The sequence below is a fragment of the Pseudomonas bijieensis genome, from assembly GCF_013347965.1.
GTDB classification, from domain to species: Bacteria; Pseudomonadota; Gammaproteobacteria; order Pseudomonadales; family Pseudomonadaceae; genus Aquipseudomonas; species Aquipseudomonas bijieensis.
The window spans coordinates 5,264,697-5,279,635 of sequence record NZ_CP048810.1 but is presented as its reverse complement, the minus strand read 5'-3'; the positions used below and the strand labels follow the sequence as shown (position 1 = coordinate 5,279,635).

Sequence of the window (14,939 nt, the reverse complement as noted above, 5' to 3'; positions counted from 1 at the left end):
TCATGTTTTTGCGCCATTTCATCGTTTTCAGCTTCATTGCCTTGCTCGCCGGTTGCGCGGGCTTCGGCGCCCGTGAATCCGTCCAGGGCCAGGGCAACCAGGCCCAGTGGCGCGAGCACAAGCAACAACTGAGCGGCCTCGACGGCTGGCAGATCGACGGCAAGATCGGCATTCGCGCGCCGAAGGACTCGGGCAGTGGCACGCTTTTCTGGCTGCAACGCCAGGACTACTACGACATTCGCCTGTCGGGCCCACTGGGTCGCGGCGCGGCACGATTGACCGGCCGGCCGGGCCAGGTTTCGCTGGAAGTCGCCAACCAGGGACGCTACGAGGCACCCACCCCCGAAGCGCTGCTGGAAGAACAATTGGGCTGGAAACTGCCGGTATCCCACCTGACCTGGTGGGTTCGCGGGCTACCGGCACCGGACAGCAAGAGCCGCCTGACCCTCGACGCCGACAGCCGCCTGTCCAACCTGGACCAGGATGACTGGCAGATCGAATACTTGAGCTATGCCCAGCAGAACGGCTACTGGCTGCCCGAGCGCATCAAGCTGCATGGCAGCAATCTCGACGTCACGCTGGTGATCAAGCAATGGCAGCCGCGCAAGCTGGGGCAATGACATGACCGCTGCACGCCTGACCCTGCCCTCCCCGGCCAAGCTCAACCTGATGCTGCACATCCTCGGTCGCCGCCCCGACGGCTATCACGAGCTGCAGACGATTTTTCAGTTCCTGGACTACGGCGACGAAATCACGTTTGCCGTGCGCGACGACGGTGTGATTCACCTGCACACCGAATTCGATGGCGTCCCCCACGACAGCAACCTGATCGTCAAGGCGGCGAAAAAACTCCAGGAACAATCCGGTTGTTCGTTGGGCATCGACATCTGGATCGAAAAAATCCTGCCCATGGGCGGTGGCATCGGTGGCGGCAGCTCGAATGCCGCGACAACCTTACTGGGGCTAAACCACCTCTGGCAGTTGGGCTGGGACGCGGATCGCCTGGCGGCGCTGGGCCTGACACTGGGTGCCGACGTGCCGGTTTTCGTGCGTGGCCACGCCGCTTTCGCCGAAGGCGTAGGGGAGAAACTCACCCCGGTGGAACCCGAAGAACCCTGGTACTTGGTACTGGTGCCGCAAGTCTCTGTAAGTACAGCAGAAATTTTTTCAGATCCGCTGTTGACACGTAACTCTCCTCCCATTAAAGTGCGCCCCGTTCCCAAGGGAAACAGTCGAAATGACTGCTTACCGGTGGTAGCAAGGCGTTATCCAGATGTTCGTAACGCATTGAATTTGTTAGGTAAATTTACCGAAGCAAAACTCACCGGAACTGGAAGTTGTGTGTTTGGGGGCTTCCCAAGCAAAGCTGAAGCTGATAAAGTCTCGGCCCTTCTGACAGAGACCCTTACGGGGTTTGTAGCAAAAGGAAGCAACGTTTCGATGTTGCATCGCAAGCTACAAAACCTGCTCTAAAAGGAATCGAGTGCTGGGCACTCGCAGCAACAGATACAGGGGCGTCGCCAAGCGGTAAGGCAGCAGGTTTTGATCCTGCCATGCGTTGGTTCGAATCCAGCCGCCCCTGCCATTTTCCTATACTCATCCAGGTATACCCTCAGCCTTCAGGTACTGCGCGTGTCCAAGATGATGGTCTTTACGGGGAACGCCAACCCCGATCTGGCTCGGCGTGTCGTACGTCAGCTGCATATCCCTCTCGGTGACATTTCTGTCGGTAAGTTCTCCGACGGCGAAATCACTGCCGAGATCAATGAAAACGTTCGCGGTAAAGACGTCTTCATTATTCAGCCGACTTGCGCTCCGACCAACGATAACCTGATGGAACTCGTCGTGATGGCTGATGCCTTCCGCCGTTCCTCGGCTACTCGTATCACTGCTGTTATTCCTTACTTTGGTTATGCCCGTCAGGATCGCCGTCCGCGTTCCGCACGTGTGGCAATCAGCGCGAAAGTCGTGGCTGACATGCTTACCGTAGTCGGCATCGATCGTGTCCTCACGGTTGACTTGCATGCTGACCAGATTCAGGGCTTCTTCGATATTCCCGTGGATAACATCTACGGCTCCCCGGTCCTGGTGGATGATATCGAAGATCAGCGCTTCGAAAACCTCATGATCGTGTCCCCGGACATTGGTGGCGTCGTGCGTGCACGGGCCGTTGCCAAATCCCTGGGCGTGGATCTGGGTATCATCGACAAACGCCGTGAGAAAGCCAATCACTCCGAAGTGATGCACATCATCGGCGACGTCGAAGGGCGTACCTGTATTCTGGTCGACGACATGGTCGATACCGCCGGCACCCTGTGCCACGCGGCCAAGGCCCTGAAAGAGCATGGCGCCGCCAAGGTCTTTGCCTACTGCACACACCCTGTGCTGTCGGGTCGAGCGATCGAAAACATTGAAAATTCCGTGCTGGACGAACTGGTGGTGACCAACACCATCCCGTTGTCCGCAGCAGCACAAGCCTGTGCGCGTATCCGTCAACTGGATATCGCACCGGTTGTTGCCGAAGCGGTTCGCCGCATCAGCAATGAAGAATCGATCAGCGCGATGTTCCGCTAAGGGCCCTGCCCTCACCGCGACATCTCGTTGACGAAAAGCGCCCCGCCCCGACATTCACTGTCGGGGCGGGGCTTTTTTGCCCATATCGCCTTTAGCGCTGGTCGCAAGCGCTGGGGTGAATGTGGTTACTTTGGAGATACAACATGAACGATTTTACTCTGAATGCTGAAGTGCGTTCCGACCTGGGGAAAGGTGCGAGCCGCCGCCTGCGTCGTCTCGCAAGCCTGGTTCCAGCTGTAGTCTACGGTGGCGACAAAGCCCCTGAGTCCATCAGCATGCTGGCCAAAGAAGTTGCCAAACTGCTCGAAAACGAAGCGGCCTACAGCCACATCATCGAGCTGAACGTTGGTGGCACCAAGCAAAACGTCGTGATCAAGGCCCTGCAGCGTCACCCGGCCAAAGGCCACGTGATGCACGCCGACTTCGTACGCGTAGTAGCTGGCCAGAAACTGACCGCTATCGTGCCTGTGCACTTCGTTGGCGAAGCTGCTCCGATCAAGAAAGGCGGCGAAATCTCGCACGTTGTTTCGGAAATCGAAGTGACCTGCCTGCCGAAAGACCTGCCTGAATTCATCGAAGTCGACCTGGCTAACGCCGAAGTCGGCACGATCATTCACCTGTCCGACCTCAAGGCTCCTAAAGGCGTTGAGTTTGTTGCTCTGGCACACGGCGATGACAAGGCTGTTGCCAACGTCCACGCTCCACGTGTTGCTCCAGAAGCCACTGAAGAAGGCGCTGCAGAGTAATTTCACTCTGTCGCCGGAGTGACCGGAAACATCGCGGACTGGAACGTAGCGAGACAGCGGGCGAGAACGCGAAGTTTACTTAACGGTAAATCCTCCATTTTCGTCCACTGTCGCAACACCGCCTGATTGCGACATTGTTATCCACACTCCAGGAAGGGCCCCTATCGTGACTGCCATTAAACTGATCGTTGGCCTGGGAAATCCAGGCGCTGAATACGAACAGACCCGGCATAACGCAGGGGCCCTTTTTGTTGAGCGCATCGCGCACGCACAAGGCGTCAGCCTGGCGGCCGATCGCAAATATTTCGGCCTGACCGGGCGCTTCTCGCATCAGGGTCAGGATGTTCGTCTGTTGATCCCCACCACCTACATGAACCGCAGCGGCCAGGCCGTGGCGGCATTGGCCGGTTTCTTCCGCATCAAGCCTGAAGAAATCCTGGTGGCCCACGACGAACTCGACCTGCCTCCGGGCGTTGCCAAGCTCAAGCAAGGCGGCGGCCATGGCGGGCACAACGGGTTGCGCGACATCATCGCGCAATTGGGTAATCAGAATACCTTTCACCGCCTGCGGCTCGGCATCGGCCACCCGGGCGTAGCCAGTATGGTTTCAAACTTTGTCCTGGGTCGTGCGCCTCGCGCCGAACAGGAAAAACTCGATGCCAGCATCGACTTTGCCCTCGGCGTGCTGCCGGATATCCTCGCCGGTGAATGGAACCGCGCGATGAAAAACCTGCACAGCCAGAAGGCCTGACACTTATCCGAGGGGAAACACCATGGGATTCAATTGCGGCATCGTCGGCCTGCCTAACGTCGGCAAGTCCACCCTGTTCAACGCCCTGACCAAATCCGGTATCGCGGCCGAGAACTTCCCCTTCTGCACCATCGAGCCGAACACCGGCATCGTGCCGATGCCCGACCCACGCCTGGAGGCCCTGGCGGCCATCGTGATCCCGGAACGCGTGCTGCCGACCACCATGGAGTTCGTCGACATCGCCGGCCTGGTGGCCGGGGCCTCGAAGGGCGAAGGCCTGGGCAACAAGTTCCTGGCCAACATCCGCGAGACCGACGCCATCGCCCACGTGGTCCGCTGCTTCGAAGACGAAAACGTGATTCACGTCTCCAACAGCGTCGACCCGAAACGCGATATCGAGATCATCGACCTGGAACTAATCTTCGCCGACCTCGACAGCTGCGAAAAGCAACTGCAGAAAGTCGCTCGCAACGCCAAGGGTGGCGACAAAGAAGCCGTCGCCCAGAAAGCCCTGCTCGAACAGTTGATCGCCCACTTCACCTTGGGCAAGCCGGCCCGCAGCCTGATCAAGAACATGGGTGCCGATGAGAAGCAGATCATTCGCGGCTTCCACCTGCTGACCACCAAACCGGTCATGTACATCGCCAACGTCGCTGAAGACGGCTTCGAGAACAACCCGCACCTGGATGTGGTCAAGGCCATTGCCGAAGAAGAAGGCGCCATGGTCGTCCCGGTCTGCAACAAGATCGAAGCGGAAATCGCCGAGCTTGAAGACGGCGAAGAGAAGGACATGTTCCTGGAGGCCCTGGGCCTGGAAGAACCTGGCCTGAACCGCGTGATCCGCGCCGGCTATGAAATGCTCAACCTGCAGACGTACTTCACCGCAGGCGTAAAAGAAGTCCGCGCCTGGACCGTTCGCGTCGGTGCCACCGCGCCACAAGCCGCGGCCGTGATCCACACCGACTTCGAAAAAGGCTTCATCCGCGCCGAAGTCATCGCCTATGACGATTTCATCCAGTACAAGGGCGAAGCCGGTGCCAAGGAAGCCGGTAAATGGCGCCTGGAAGGCAAGGAATACATCGTCAAGGATGGCGACGTGATGCACTTCCGTTTCAACGTCTGACGGCTTTCCTGAGCCTATCGCGTGGCAGCACTCACTGCCACGCGACCTTCTCAAGCAGACGTCACGTCAATAGATGCCCTTGATCGACCTCTGCCGCTACCCCGATCAGCCCTATCCCGGCGTCGGGCGCAAAGATCATGTCATCTTCGTCGAGGTTTTCCCGCCAATCCCCGGCCAGCGCGATCTGGAACCGATGGCCTTGGGCGTCTGCTTCCACATCCGCCAGATAAGTGCGGTCCAGTTCCTGGTTGTAAACCATCTTCAGCGTAGTGCCCGTACCGTCTCCGAAGCCGGTATAGCCCAGCGTCGCCACATCGATCTTGTCGTCAACCGTGAAGCCTTCGATAAGGTCGGTAAAGCTCTGCCTGTCAGTACGGTAGCTGTCTTCGGTAGAGGTGTAGCGGAACACGTCGGCGTTTTCCCGGTTATCGGTCCACAACGAGATGTCGGCTCTGTCTCCGCCGTTGAGACGGTCGGCGCCCGCGCCGCCAATGATTACATCCGCTCCAGCGCCGCCGTCGATACGGTCATTGCCGTCCAGGCCATAGATGATTTCCGACAAGGCAGAACCATTGATCGTATCCGCGGTAGACGCACCTTCAACGGTGGGCGCGGTGAACACCAGGTTGGTGCTGTTCAATTGCCCCACCAGGTTGCCGTCCAAGGCCAGTTCAAACCGTTGCCCGGCGGCATCGGCGTCGTAGCTCTTGAGGTAGGTGAGCGTGCCGTCTGCGCTGGCCTGGACGGCCAAGGTGCCGTCATGGCCGTCGCCGATGCCGGTGAAGCCCAGGGCAATCAAGTCGATGTGGTCCCGAGAGGCGTCGAAGTCCTGGACCCGGTCACTGTGGTTTTGCGCCGCTGTGCGGAAACTGTCGCTCAGTTCGGTGAAGCGGAAGATGTCAGCGCCAGCGCCACCTAGCAGGAGGTCGCGCCCGCCGTTGCCTTGAAGCACATCATCCCCCGCCAGGCCACGGATAATTTCGGCGGCATCGGTACCCTGCAAGATTTCTTCACCGACGTATCCGTCCACATGGAGCTTGCCGTCCTGGCTGCCGAAGCTTGTATCCACACTGCCATCCGCGTTCCAGCGGATGATGTTGAAATCCCCACCGCTCGTGCCGGTCGCGAGGATCTTGCCATCGGCCTGCACCGTCACAGCCACAGGCGTTTCGGCCTCGAAGGTCACCCTGCCATTGGAGCCAAAGCCGGTGTCAAAGGAGCCGTCGGCGTTAAACCGCGCCACAGTAGCCGAGGTGGAACCTTCGCCATGGCCCATGACGATGATCTTGCCGTCAGCCTGCACGGTGACCACTGAGTCTTCGCCAAACCCCATGGCAGCACTCAAGTAGAGAACACCGCCATCACCGAAATGGGTATCCAGCTGACCGTCGGGATTGAAGTGCTGCAAGGCGTACGTCGGCTCACCCGCGCCGGCGGCATTGTACGCAGCCCCGACCACGACGCCGCCATCGGCCTGTACCGCAGTGGAAATTGCGCCGTTGTAGTATTCGTCTTCGGGAATGTTGACGGTCAGCACGCCATGGTCGCCAAAGCCATCGACGAAAGTGCCGTCATTGTCGAGCCTGGTCACTGTAGCCTGGTCAAACCCGCGGGCGCTGATCTGGAACGTGCCATCCGTATTGGCCGTCAGGTCGATGTCCTTGAAGTCATGGCTGATATCGACCGTGATAGCGCCGTTTTGACCGAAGGTCGCATCGCGCGTCCCGTCGCTGTTGAAGCGCTCCACCTGAACGCCGATGTTCAGCGCTGTGGCGATCAGCACCTTGCCATCAGGTTGCACCGCCGTCAGCTCGTAGCGCGACGCCGGGGCTATCGCGGCGGGGACGATGTCGACACCGCCGTCATGGAAGCCGGTGTCCAGGCTACCATCTGCGTTCAGGCGGATAACGCTATGGTTCTGTTCGTAGCCGTAGCTTTCCTCGCCTGGCGCCCCGGGGTAGCCCCATGCCAGGTACTCCGTATAGCCACCGACCAGGATCTTGCCGTCCGGCTGGATAACGATGCTCTGGTTATCATCGAACTGGCCGGTGAGGTCGACCTGGACTGTGCCCGGGCCAGTTCTCACGGTATGAGTACTGACCGTCGTGTTGTCGGTGGTTGCCATGGGTTAATCCTTTAAGGGCATTGGATCCGTCACTCTAGTGGAGCAGGAAGGATTTGCACGCGGCCCCATCGCTGACACGAGCAGCGTCCGACCGATGGCTTTTTTTAGCCGTCTGGCCTCGCTGGAGGGCTGAAAAAGGTGCGCATAGCAAAAAGCCGCGTTGGTTCGCGGCTTTTTCATGGGCGTGGCATAGAGGTACTTGAGATTCGCTACGGCCTAGAACAGATAGCCTATATAGATCGCCCCGCCACCACCGGCCTGCAAACCAGCATTAATGCCTGCCATGACCAACGCGCCCTTGGCCGACTTCGCCAACTGCCGGTTGACCGTGGTGGACGCGATGAGCGCGGTCGCCGGGTTGGCGTTCAACGCCATCGACAATGCCAGCAGCTTGGGATCGAGCCCGAACAGCAGGGCCGTGGCCGAGCCGCCAATCCCCAGGCCCACGCCCACTTCGGTATACATGCAAGGGCCGGTGATGTCGTCACTGGTCAGGTCGCGACTGACCAGGGCGTCGCTGACGAACACCTTGCCGGTGCTGGGAAACGCCTCAGCCGCACCGGCCGCACTCACGCCCTTGCCCTTGATCTGGATATTGATCTTGCCGAAGCGCGGCAGCCTCGCGCCAAACCCGGCACCCACGCCGACCCCGCCATAGCGGTAGCTGACGTCTTCGCCTTGGGGCGAGCGCAGGATAATCGAGCCGCCACTGCCCGCCACCATGACCACAGTCAGGCCACCACCGCTGGCGGTCTGGTACTGCCAACGACTTTCATTGACCGGGAGTGGGATGTTGTAGCTCATACGTTCAAAGTCCTTTATGTGAATGAACCGCACCGCGGCCGCGCGGCCGGATGGCTTTCAGCAGGCCGACAAAAGTGAACACCAGGCCGATGAATCCCAGTACTCCAGAGGTGCCCCACAGGGCGGCCGGGGCATCGACGATGGCGCTGCCCGCCGGCTGCTCGGGCAAGTAATGCACCCGCACCGGCTGGTCCTTCTGGTAACCGAAGATAAAGCCGCCTTGGGGGTAGGAAATCTTTTCGCCGCTGGCGGTGGTGAAAGCGATCTCAGGATGCGAACCACCGGCATTCAAGTGGCTGACAATGCCATCGGCAGTCTGTGCCCGGGCGAGAAAGTCGCGTCGATCGATTGTGAGATTGACGGCAATGCCCAACAAGCCAATGCCAATCAGGGCAAAAAGCAGGCCCAGCAGAATTGTCCCGATACGTGACGGGGTGTCGTTAGCCATGGTTTATCTCGGCGTTCATCCATGAAAGAGGCCGTCAGGATAACAAAGAAGTCTCGCTATCCCCCCAACAAAATTATTCAGGGCCAGGAGAAGCCGCTGCCTCTTGCATGAAGCGTCGAGGCAGCTTCCAGACTTATTACCTATGCCTGGACCAGATTGGCAATCTTGACGTCCGGATCGACGTCAGCCTCGTAGTCCACCCCTTCGATGCCGAAACCGAAGAGACGCAGGAACTCCGCCTTGTAACCGACAAAGTCAGTCAGCTCGTAAAGGTTATCGGTGCTGACCTGATCCCAGAGTTGCTTGACGCGATCCTGGACTTCGGGAGCCAGTTCCTTGTAGTCCACGCGCAGGCGCCCCTCCTCATCCATCACGGGAGAATGGCCGTACAGGCTGTCTTTGTAGAGCGCATGGACCTGCTCGATACACCCCTCGTGCGTGCCCTGCGCCTTCATGACTTTAAACAGCAATGACAGGTACAGCGGCATGATCGGGATCGCTGAGCTGGCCTGAGTCACCACGGCTTTCAATACCGAGACCCGCGCATCGCCCCCCAGGGCAGCCAGTCGCTCACGAATGCCAAGGACTTTCTGGTCCAGGTCCTTCTTGGCCGCGCCAATGGAGCCATTCCAGTAGATGTCATGCGTCAGCTTTTCGCCCAGGTAGGTGAACGCGGTCGTTTTCGCCCCGTCGGCCAGGACACCTGCGTCGTGCAGGGCATCGATCCACATTTGCCAGTCTTCGCCGCCCATTACGGCCACCGTGCCATCGATTTCGCTCTGGGTCGCCGGTTCCAGGGTCGTGTCCTTGACCACTTCTTTATCCGTGTCCAGGCCCCGCAAAGTCACGGCCTTATCGAGCGGCTTGAGGGTAGAACTCAATACCACACCGGTCTTGGGGTGTGTCCGGCGTGGCGCGGCCAGGCTGTAGACAACGAGGTCGATCTTGCCCAAGTCGCGTTTGATGACGTCGATGGTCTGTTGTTTGATTTCATCGGAAAACGCATCGCCGTTGATGCTCTTGGCGTAGAGCCCCTCTGACTCGGCGAACGAGTGAAAGGCCGCGGTGTTGTACCAACCAGCGGTGCCAAGCTTGCCTGGATCACCTTCACGCTCGAAAAACACCCCCAGGGTCTTGGCGCCACAACCAAAAGCGGCGGTTATCCGCGCAGCCAGCCCGTAGCCGGTCGATGCACCGATCACGAGTACGTTCTTTGGCCCATCGGTGATGGGACCTTGGGCGGTCACGTAGTCGATCTGACTCTTGACGTTGGCTTCGCAGCCAGTGGGGTGGGTGGTCACACAGACAAAACCACGAACGCGCGGCTTGATGATCATAGAGAATCTGCCTCTTCCAGGATGTAGAGCGCCAACACTGGCAATATTAAGTCGTAGACGCCTGGAAAGTTGAAGCGTCACGATGAATGCGTCCTGACGTGGTCGGACTCACCAACGGTAGACTCACCAACAACGCGGCGAACATGACCGGCCGACCGTTATCGATGGGCAATGACCACCCGGATCGCTTTCAGGCAGCCGATCTCGCGGAGCAGCAAGTGCACGATTTCATCGATGGACAAGTCCGGCGCGCGGCTATCGGCCAGCCGATTTCTCCAGATTGAATCAAGTTGGCGAGTGTGGGGCTATGGGAATGATTGGGACGCTGTTCGAACATCGCAATCACGCCGGTTTCACCGTTGCGGCGATTCGCCCGGGTTGAAGGGTGCCCGCGCTCCAGGCTGGCGCCTGGAGCGGGTTGGAAAAAAACTAACTCCTTTTGACCTTGAAGCGTCCCAGCACACGCTGCATCAGCGATGCCCGCTCCGAAAGGTCCTTGGCCGCCACCGCGCACTCTTGTGAGTTGGACTGGTTTTTCTGTGTCACTTCATCGATCTGCTCCAAGCCGATGCTGGCCTGCTGCAAGCCCGAAGCCTGCTCGCTGGAGGCTTGATAGATCAACGAAACCAGGTTGGAAACCGCGCTGGTTCCATTGACGATGTTCTTCAGCGATTCGGCGGTCCGGCCGGCGATGATCATGCCGCGCTGGGTCTTGCTCGAGGAGTCGGCGATCAGCGCGGCCGTCTGCTGGGCGGCCTCGGCGCTGCGGGCGGCCAGGCTGCGCACTTCATCGGCCACTACGGCAAAACCGCGCCCAAGCTCACCGGCCCGGGCCGCTTCGATGGCCGCGTTCAGGGCCAGCAAATTGGTTTGTGCAGCGATGTTGTCGATGGTGGTGATGATCGCGGTGATGTCCTTGCCCGAATTGTCGATCTCGGCCATGGCGGCAATCAGCTCGCTCATCAGTTTATCGCTCTCCCCCGCATCGGCTCGCGACGCCTGGGATTGCTCATCGGCCTTCTTGGCGTTGGCGGCGTTGTCCCGGGTCTGCGCCGCCATTTGCGTCATCACCGCACTGATTTCGGTGATGGACGAGGCGGAATTGGACGCGCCATCGGACAGTGACTGGCTCAGGTCGGTAACCTGCGCCGAGCTGCCGGTAATCTGCGTGGCGCTGATTTGAACCTCGGAAATCAGTTGATTGAGGTTGCTGACCATCTTCTCCAGTGACTTGCCCAGGGTATCGTGGGGCGAAGACAAGCGAACCTCCAGGTCCAGGTCTCCCTCGGAAATGCGCTCGGCCACCCGCACTTGCCGTTGCAGGCTTTCAGACATGTCGTTAAGGGCCGCAGACAACTGCCCGACTTCATCCTCGGATTTCTGCACCAAGCGACGGGAGAAATCCCCCAGGCTGATGTTGGCGGCCAAGGCCGCGGCCTCGCGGATCGGCCCGACGATCTTCGCGGCGGCAAACCACAGGGCGGCCAGGGCCAGCAGCGAAATACCCAAGCCTACCGAGACTTGCCAGATGCTGTTGCTGATACTGCGCGCCTGCAACTCCTGCTCCAGGGCAATGGCCTGGCTCATGACCACGGCCTTGGGCAGGCGAATCAGTACCGCCCAGGGCTTGCCAGTACGACCGAGCGTAATGGGCATCAGCACTTCGATATTCTGGGTTTGAGGGTTGAGCAAGCCGTCACTACGACCGCCCTGGATATCACTCAGCACTTTTTCCCAGGACTCAGGCAGCAAGGCCTTGATGGACTGACCAATCAGATCAGTGCGCTGGCTGTCCGCGACTACCAGCCCCTGGTTACTCAGGATCGACACCGTGCCCTTGCCACCGTAGAGCTCGGCGGACATCTGCTCGCTGAGTTTCTGGATAAAGGCGATATCGTAGTCCGCCCCGACCACACCATAGAACTTGCCATTGGCGACGATCGGAACCGACAAGGTGGTCAGCCATACGTTTTTACCCTGGACCACGTAAGGAATGGGGTCCAGCACGCTTTCCTTCAGGGTGTCGCGCGGGCCGCTGTACCAACCGCCTTTAGGCACACCATTGGGGTGACGATCCGGCGAGTCATACTCGACCAACGGCTGCACCGCGACATGGCCACCGGCGCTGCGGGTCCAGTAAGGCGTGAAGCGCCCCGTCTGTGGATTACTGCCATCCTGGGTGTTGCGCGATGCCAGATCCTGTCCATCCAACGCATCCGGTTCCCAGCAGGAATAGGTGCCATTGAAATCGGGGTTGTCCTTGAGGACGCCGAGCAACACCGTATTGATCTGCTCCCGGCCCAATGCCAGGGGGCTTGGCGTGGCCTTGCTGGCGGCAAAGGCATTGGCCATGGTGCGGGCCGCATCCAGGGCATTTTGCAACTTGGCCTGAATGGCGTTGGCCCGGGATTCGGCCAGGTTCTGAATTTCCCGGATGGTTGATTTTTCCACCAGCGCCGAGACTTCGGTGGCCACGTATTGCTCATTGGCCCGTGCGGTAAAGAGCCCGTAGATAATCAGGCTGACCGATGAAACAAACAGGCAAACGCCTGCCGTGACACAAATGCGTGCCTGCAATGACTTGAACTTCATATCATCCCCTGCCTGATTTCTATTTATTGCCAGCGTTAAAGACGACGGTCTCTAACTCATGCACGACGCAGCGAATAAGCATCGATCACGGCTGTTTACGCGGCCTACGAGACAATCGCCTTGAAAGGGCACGGCGATACAGCTGCTTTATAAGTATTTGAAACGTGGCAGGTTGGGGGCACAAAAGCAGTAGAGGTATTCAAGTCAGGAACCGAAGGCCTTATGTCCAGGACAGTAAGGGCGATAGCTGGAAAGAATGCGAAGCCTGCTTGTCCAGTAACCACAGGGTCACCCTTGAATAATGCCGCAGAATCCATTCAGACCAATAACCACAACAGCAAATTAACACGGTCGAGATTTGTACAAAATCGAACTTAGGACTTATACAAAATAGTGCTTTAGGCGTAATTCGCCGGGCCCCATCATCCGGATGAAAGTGTCCACAAGCGACGTGAACACCGTGCCTTACCGGGAATATCTGAGGCGTCACGCCGGGCCATTTGATCCTGAAAAGGGCTGGGCACCCCGTCGCGTTATCGACTATAGGAGGGCATCGCCAATGGCACCGGCTGCGGGTTGGCGATGACCCAGCGCACAGCCAATTCACAAAGACGATCAGTGTGCTCGGCGTCATCGTTGCCATTGCGCAGAGCAACTGCCAGCGCCCGTGTTTCAGCGAGTTCGGCCGCCGGCAAGGACACGGCGCTGCCCACGTGGTCAACCAGAGCCGCCAACATCGCTTTGAAATCCGCGTCCCAGTTGGCCGAGCCGTTGTGGTGAATCTCTCGGGATATACGGCCACTGATGCGGATCACCTCACCTTGCATCGTCGCTGCGGCGCCAGAGGATGGCACCAGCAGCTCCCACAGTTGCTGATGCTGGTCAGGCCAGCCACTGGCCGTGACGACGATAGCGGCCTGACCGTCGTGAACCTTGCGGGAGGCAACGGGAGTGACGTCGAAAAGACGATAAAGACTGGCCAGGGCAGCGTCCGTTGCCTCGAGATAGTCCGGGTTGAAGGAGGCCCGATGAAATTCGAATTCACGGCCGATGCGCTGCACCTCGGCGAGCATGCCGTCATCGGGTTGCAACCCTGCCGCCAGCAGAGTCTGGGCGATTTTCGCGGTGGCCTCGATATCGGCATTGCGGGTAGTCGCCAGGGCAATATGCAGCACACCCTGTCCCTGCCGACTCCTGGCATCGACGCTGGCGCCGCGGCGGATCAGGGCAGCGATGGCCTCGGCTTTGTGACTGTTGGCCGCGGCATGCAGCGGCGTGTAGCCCTGGTAATCCTGCGCCTCGATATCGGCGCCCAGATCCAGTAGCAGGTCGACACCGCCGATCCAACTCGAACTGCGATGGTGCAGGGGTGTTCGTTGGTAAGTGTCACGGGCATTGATGTCGGCGCCCTGCTCCACCAGCCAGCGGGCCAGTTCATCGGGACAGTTGTAGAAGCCCAGCGCGGTGCTCTTGCTGTAACCGCCGGTGGCTTCAAGCTCGCATTCATCGAACACGGCAACCAGCTCGGCAAACGAGGCCCGCTCCAGCAACTGAGCGAAATCCTTCGGCAATGTCTTGCGTTTACGCTTACCCATGGCGGCGGTCACCGTTCTGATCAAAAAGGTCTTCATCATAAAACTGGATTTCATTGGTAACAGCCATCTCGATGGGGTTAAACCTCACGCCACATCCGATTGTCTTCCACGACAAATGAACCAAAGAGCCCGCTGCACTCGGTGCCATCCGGTGCCTGCACTGAGACCCCTGCACCGATACTTGTAACAGCAAAGTGAAGTGCGGAAATCGGACCTGGTGCGCTAGCGAGTAGTAATGCCTGCGCAACGATGTCACGAGACATCTGAATGCTAGGTTTATCTTCAAGCAGATCCTCTTCGAGGTACCGGGCAACTCGCTCCATTTCTCGCAGTTGGCCGCCTCCAGAGAATTTCAACAGATCAAACCAATAGGGATGAGCCATCACCAGTTGCAAAAACTCCGCGAGCGAAGCCGCGACTATTCCAGCCTGCCCCTCAGAGGTGACGTAGAGAATCGAATCGCTGGAACCCCCCTGCAGGAATACACCGCCAGCGCCTTCGGTGGCGATAGGCAGGAAAGACTCTGGCGCCTTGACGGTAAACCATACCGACTCGTCAGGCACAGGAGCGAAATCAATATCGAACGCGGTCGCCAAGGTCTGTGCCAGATGCCGATTCTTTGCGATGTGATGTGCCGTTTCTTCCATGAAAGTCTCGCGTTTGGCCTGAGCGACGGCTGGAGGCAGGCGCCCGCTCGATATGGCAGTGCATGGGTTCAGCGAAGTATGACACCTCCCGGAATCGCTTCGAAGAACCTCAGGCAGGGTATGAATGCCGGGCTACACTTCATGCGCGTTCTGCAAGGCATATCACTCAAACGCCTTCATCCGCAGATAGGGAGATT

Annotated in this window: 12 protein-coding genes, 1 tRNA gene and 3 pseudogenes; 7 read left to right on the top strand and 9 right to left on the bottom strand. The window is 59.0% G+C overall.

Annotated features, from left to right (window positions below; all coding sequences use genetic code 11):
* Positions 1–2 precede the first annotated feature (2 nt).
* The 7 genes from lolB to ychF all read left to right on the top strand — a co-directional run bounded on the left by lolB (position 3) and on the right by ychF (position 5,194).
* The gene (lolB, locus tag GN234_RS23250; protein ID WP_109754911.1) at positions 3–620 is read left to right on the top strand and encodes a lipoprotein insertase outer membrane protein LolB; all 618 of its coding nucleotides are present in this window, start codon (positions 3–5) and stop codon (positions 618–620) included.
* A gap of 1 nt (position 621) precedes the next feature.
* A complete protein-coding gene (gene ispE, locus GN234_RS23245; protein WP_109754912.1) occupies positions 622–1,473 on the top strand; it encodes a 4-(cytidine 5'-diphospho)-2-C-methyl-D-erythritol kinase in 852 nt (283 codons plus the stop codon).
* 37 nt (positions 1,474–1,510) lie between these two features.
* Positions 1,511–1,585, top strand: a tRNA-Gln gene (locus tag GN234_RS23240).
* A 47-nt stretch (positions 1,586–1,632) separates the two neighbouring features.
* A complete protein-coding gene (locus GN234_RS23235; RefSeq protein WP_003171603.1) occupies positions 1,633–2,574 on the top strand; it encodes a ribose-phosphate pyrophosphokinase in 942 nt (313 codons plus the stop codon).
* A gap of 143 nt (positions 2,575–2,717) precedes the next feature.
* Positions 2,718–3,320: a 50S ribosomal protein L25/general stress protein Ctc gene (locus GN234_RS23230; protein ID WP_109754913.1), complete on the top strand. Its 603-nt coding sequence runs from the start codon at positions 2,718–2,720 to the stop codon at positions 3,318–3,320.
* A gap of 166 nt (positions 3,321–3,486) precedes the next feature.
* Complete coding sequence (gene pth / locus GN234_RS23225) at positions 3,487–4,071, top strand: aminoacyl-tRNA hydrolase (RefSeq protein WP_003185374.1); 585 nt, start codon at positions 3,487–3,489, stop codon at positions 4,069–4,071.
* A 22-nt stretch (positions 4,072–4,093) separates the two neighbouring features.
* Positions 4,094–5,194, top strand: a complete 1,101-nt coding sequence (gene ychF / locus GN234_RS23220) for a redox-regulated ATPase YchF (RefSeq protein ID WP_109754914.1) — start codon at positions 4,094–4,096, stop codon at positions 5,192–5,194.
* A gap of 61 nt (positions 5,195–5,255) precedes the next feature.
* On the opposite strand, the gene GN234_RS23215 is transcribed toward ychF, so the two are convergent.
* The 9 genes and pseudogenes from GN234_RS23215 to GN234_RS23180 form a co-directional block, all read right to left on the bottom strand.
* The gene (locus tag GN234_RS23215) at positions 5,256–7,319 is read right to left on the bottom strand and encodes a calcium-binding protein (RefSeq protein WP_176689139.1); all 2,064 of its coding nucleotides are present in this window, start codon (positions 7,317–7,319) and stop codon (positions 5,256–5,258) included.
* A 216-nt stretch (positions 7,320–7,535) separates the two neighbouring features.
* Positions 7,536–8,123 carry a hypothetical protein gene (locus GN234_RS23210; protein ID WP_176689138.1) on the bottom strand — a complete coding sequence of 196 codons (588 nt, stop codon included), beginning with the start codon at positions 8,121–8,123 and terminating at the stop codon, positions 7,536–7,538.
* A gap of 4 nt (positions 8,124–8,127) precedes the next feature.
* On the bottom strand, positions 8,128–8,571 hold the full coding sequence (locus GN234_RS23205) for a DUF3592 domain-containing protein (protein WP_109754917.1): 444 nt from the start codon (positions 8,569–8,571) through the stop codon (positions 8,128–8,130).
* Positions 8,572–8,711: 140 nt separating this feature from the next.
* Complete coding sequence (gene fabV, locus GN234_RS23200) at positions 8,712–9,908, bottom strand: enoyl-ACP reductase FabV (RefSeq protein WP_116833448.1); 1,197 nt, start codon at positions 9,906–9,908, stop codon at positions 8,712–8,714.
* A gap of 170 nt (positions 9,909–10,078) precedes the next feature.
* A pseudogene (locus tag GN234_RS30090) lies at positions 10,079–10,272 on the bottom strand (ATPase domain-containing protein); the annotation flags it as partial.
* A 65-nt stretch (positions 10,273–10,337) separates the two neighbouring features.
* A pseudogene (locus tag GN234_RS30440) lies at positions 10,338–10,856 on the bottom strand (methyl-accepting chemotaxis protein); the annotation flags it as partial.
* A gap of 429 nt (positions 10,857–11,285) precedes the next feature.
* A pseudogene (locus GN234_RS30435) lies at positions 11,286–12,260 on the bottom strand (PDC sensor domain-containing protein); the annotation flags it as partial.
* A 773-nt stretch (positions 12,261–13,033) separates the two neighbouring features.
* Positions 13,034–14,134 (bottom strand): ankyrin repeat domain-containing protein, encoded by a 1,101-nt coding sequence (locus GN234_RS23185; RefSeq protein ID WP_233459484.1) that lies wholly within the window; start codon positions 14,132–14,134, stop codon positions 13,034–13,036.
* 38 nt (positions 14,135–14,172) lie between these two features.
* Positions 14,173–14,742 carry a hypothetical protein gene (locus tag GN234_RS23180; RefSeq protein ID WP_163856661.1) on the bottom strand — a complete coding sequence of 190 codons (570 nt, stop codon included), beginning with the start codon at positions 14,740–14,742 and terminating at the stop codon, positions 14,173–14,175.
* Between the last annotated feature and the right edge of the window lie 197 nt (positions 14,743–14,939).

What these genes read in the sequence shown, in the direction of transcription:
- lolB (WP_109754911.1), top strand. Translation starts at nt 3, where the DNA reads ATGTTTTTGCGCCATTTCATCGTTTTCAGCTTCATTGCCTTGCTCGCC.
- ispE (WP_109754912.1), top strand. Translation starts at nt 622, where the DNA reads ATGACCGCTGCACGCCTGACCCTGCCCTCCCCGGCCAAGCTCAACCTG.
- GN234_RS23230 (WP_109754913.1), top strand. Translation starts at nt 2,718, where the DNA reads ATGAACGATTTTACTCTGAATGCTGAAGTGCGTTCCGACCTGGGGAAA.
- ychF (WP_109754914.1), top strand. Translation starts at nt 4,094, where the DNA reads ATGGGATTCAATTGCGGCATCGTCGGCCTGCCTAACGTCGGCAAGTCC.
- GN234_RS23215 (WP_176689139.1), bottom strand. Translation starts at nt 7,319, where the DNA reads ATGGCAACCACCGACAACACGACGGTCAGTACTCATACCGTGAGAACT.
- GN234_RS23210 (WP_176689138.1), bottom strand. Translation starts at nt 8,123, where the DNA reads ATGAGCTACAACATCCCACTCCCGGTCAATGAAAGTCGTTGGCAGTAC.
- GN234_RS23205 (WP_109754917.1), bottom strand. Translation starts at nt 8,571, where the DNA reads ATGGCTAACGACACCCCGTCACGTATCGGGACAATTCTGCTGGGCCTG.
- fabV (WP_116833448.1), bottom strand. Translation starts at nt 9,908, where the DNA reads ATGATCATCAAGCCGCGCGTTCGTGGTTTTGTCTGTGTGACCACCCAC.
- GN234_RS23185 (WP_233459484.1), bottom strand. Translation starts at nt 14,134, where the DNA reads ATGATGAAGACCTTTTTGATCAGAACGGTGACCGCCGCCATGGGTAAG.
- GN234_RS23180 (WP_163856661.1), bottom strand. Translation starts at nt 14,742, where the DNA reads ATGGAAGAAACGGCACATCACATCGCAAAGAATCGGCATCTGGCACAG.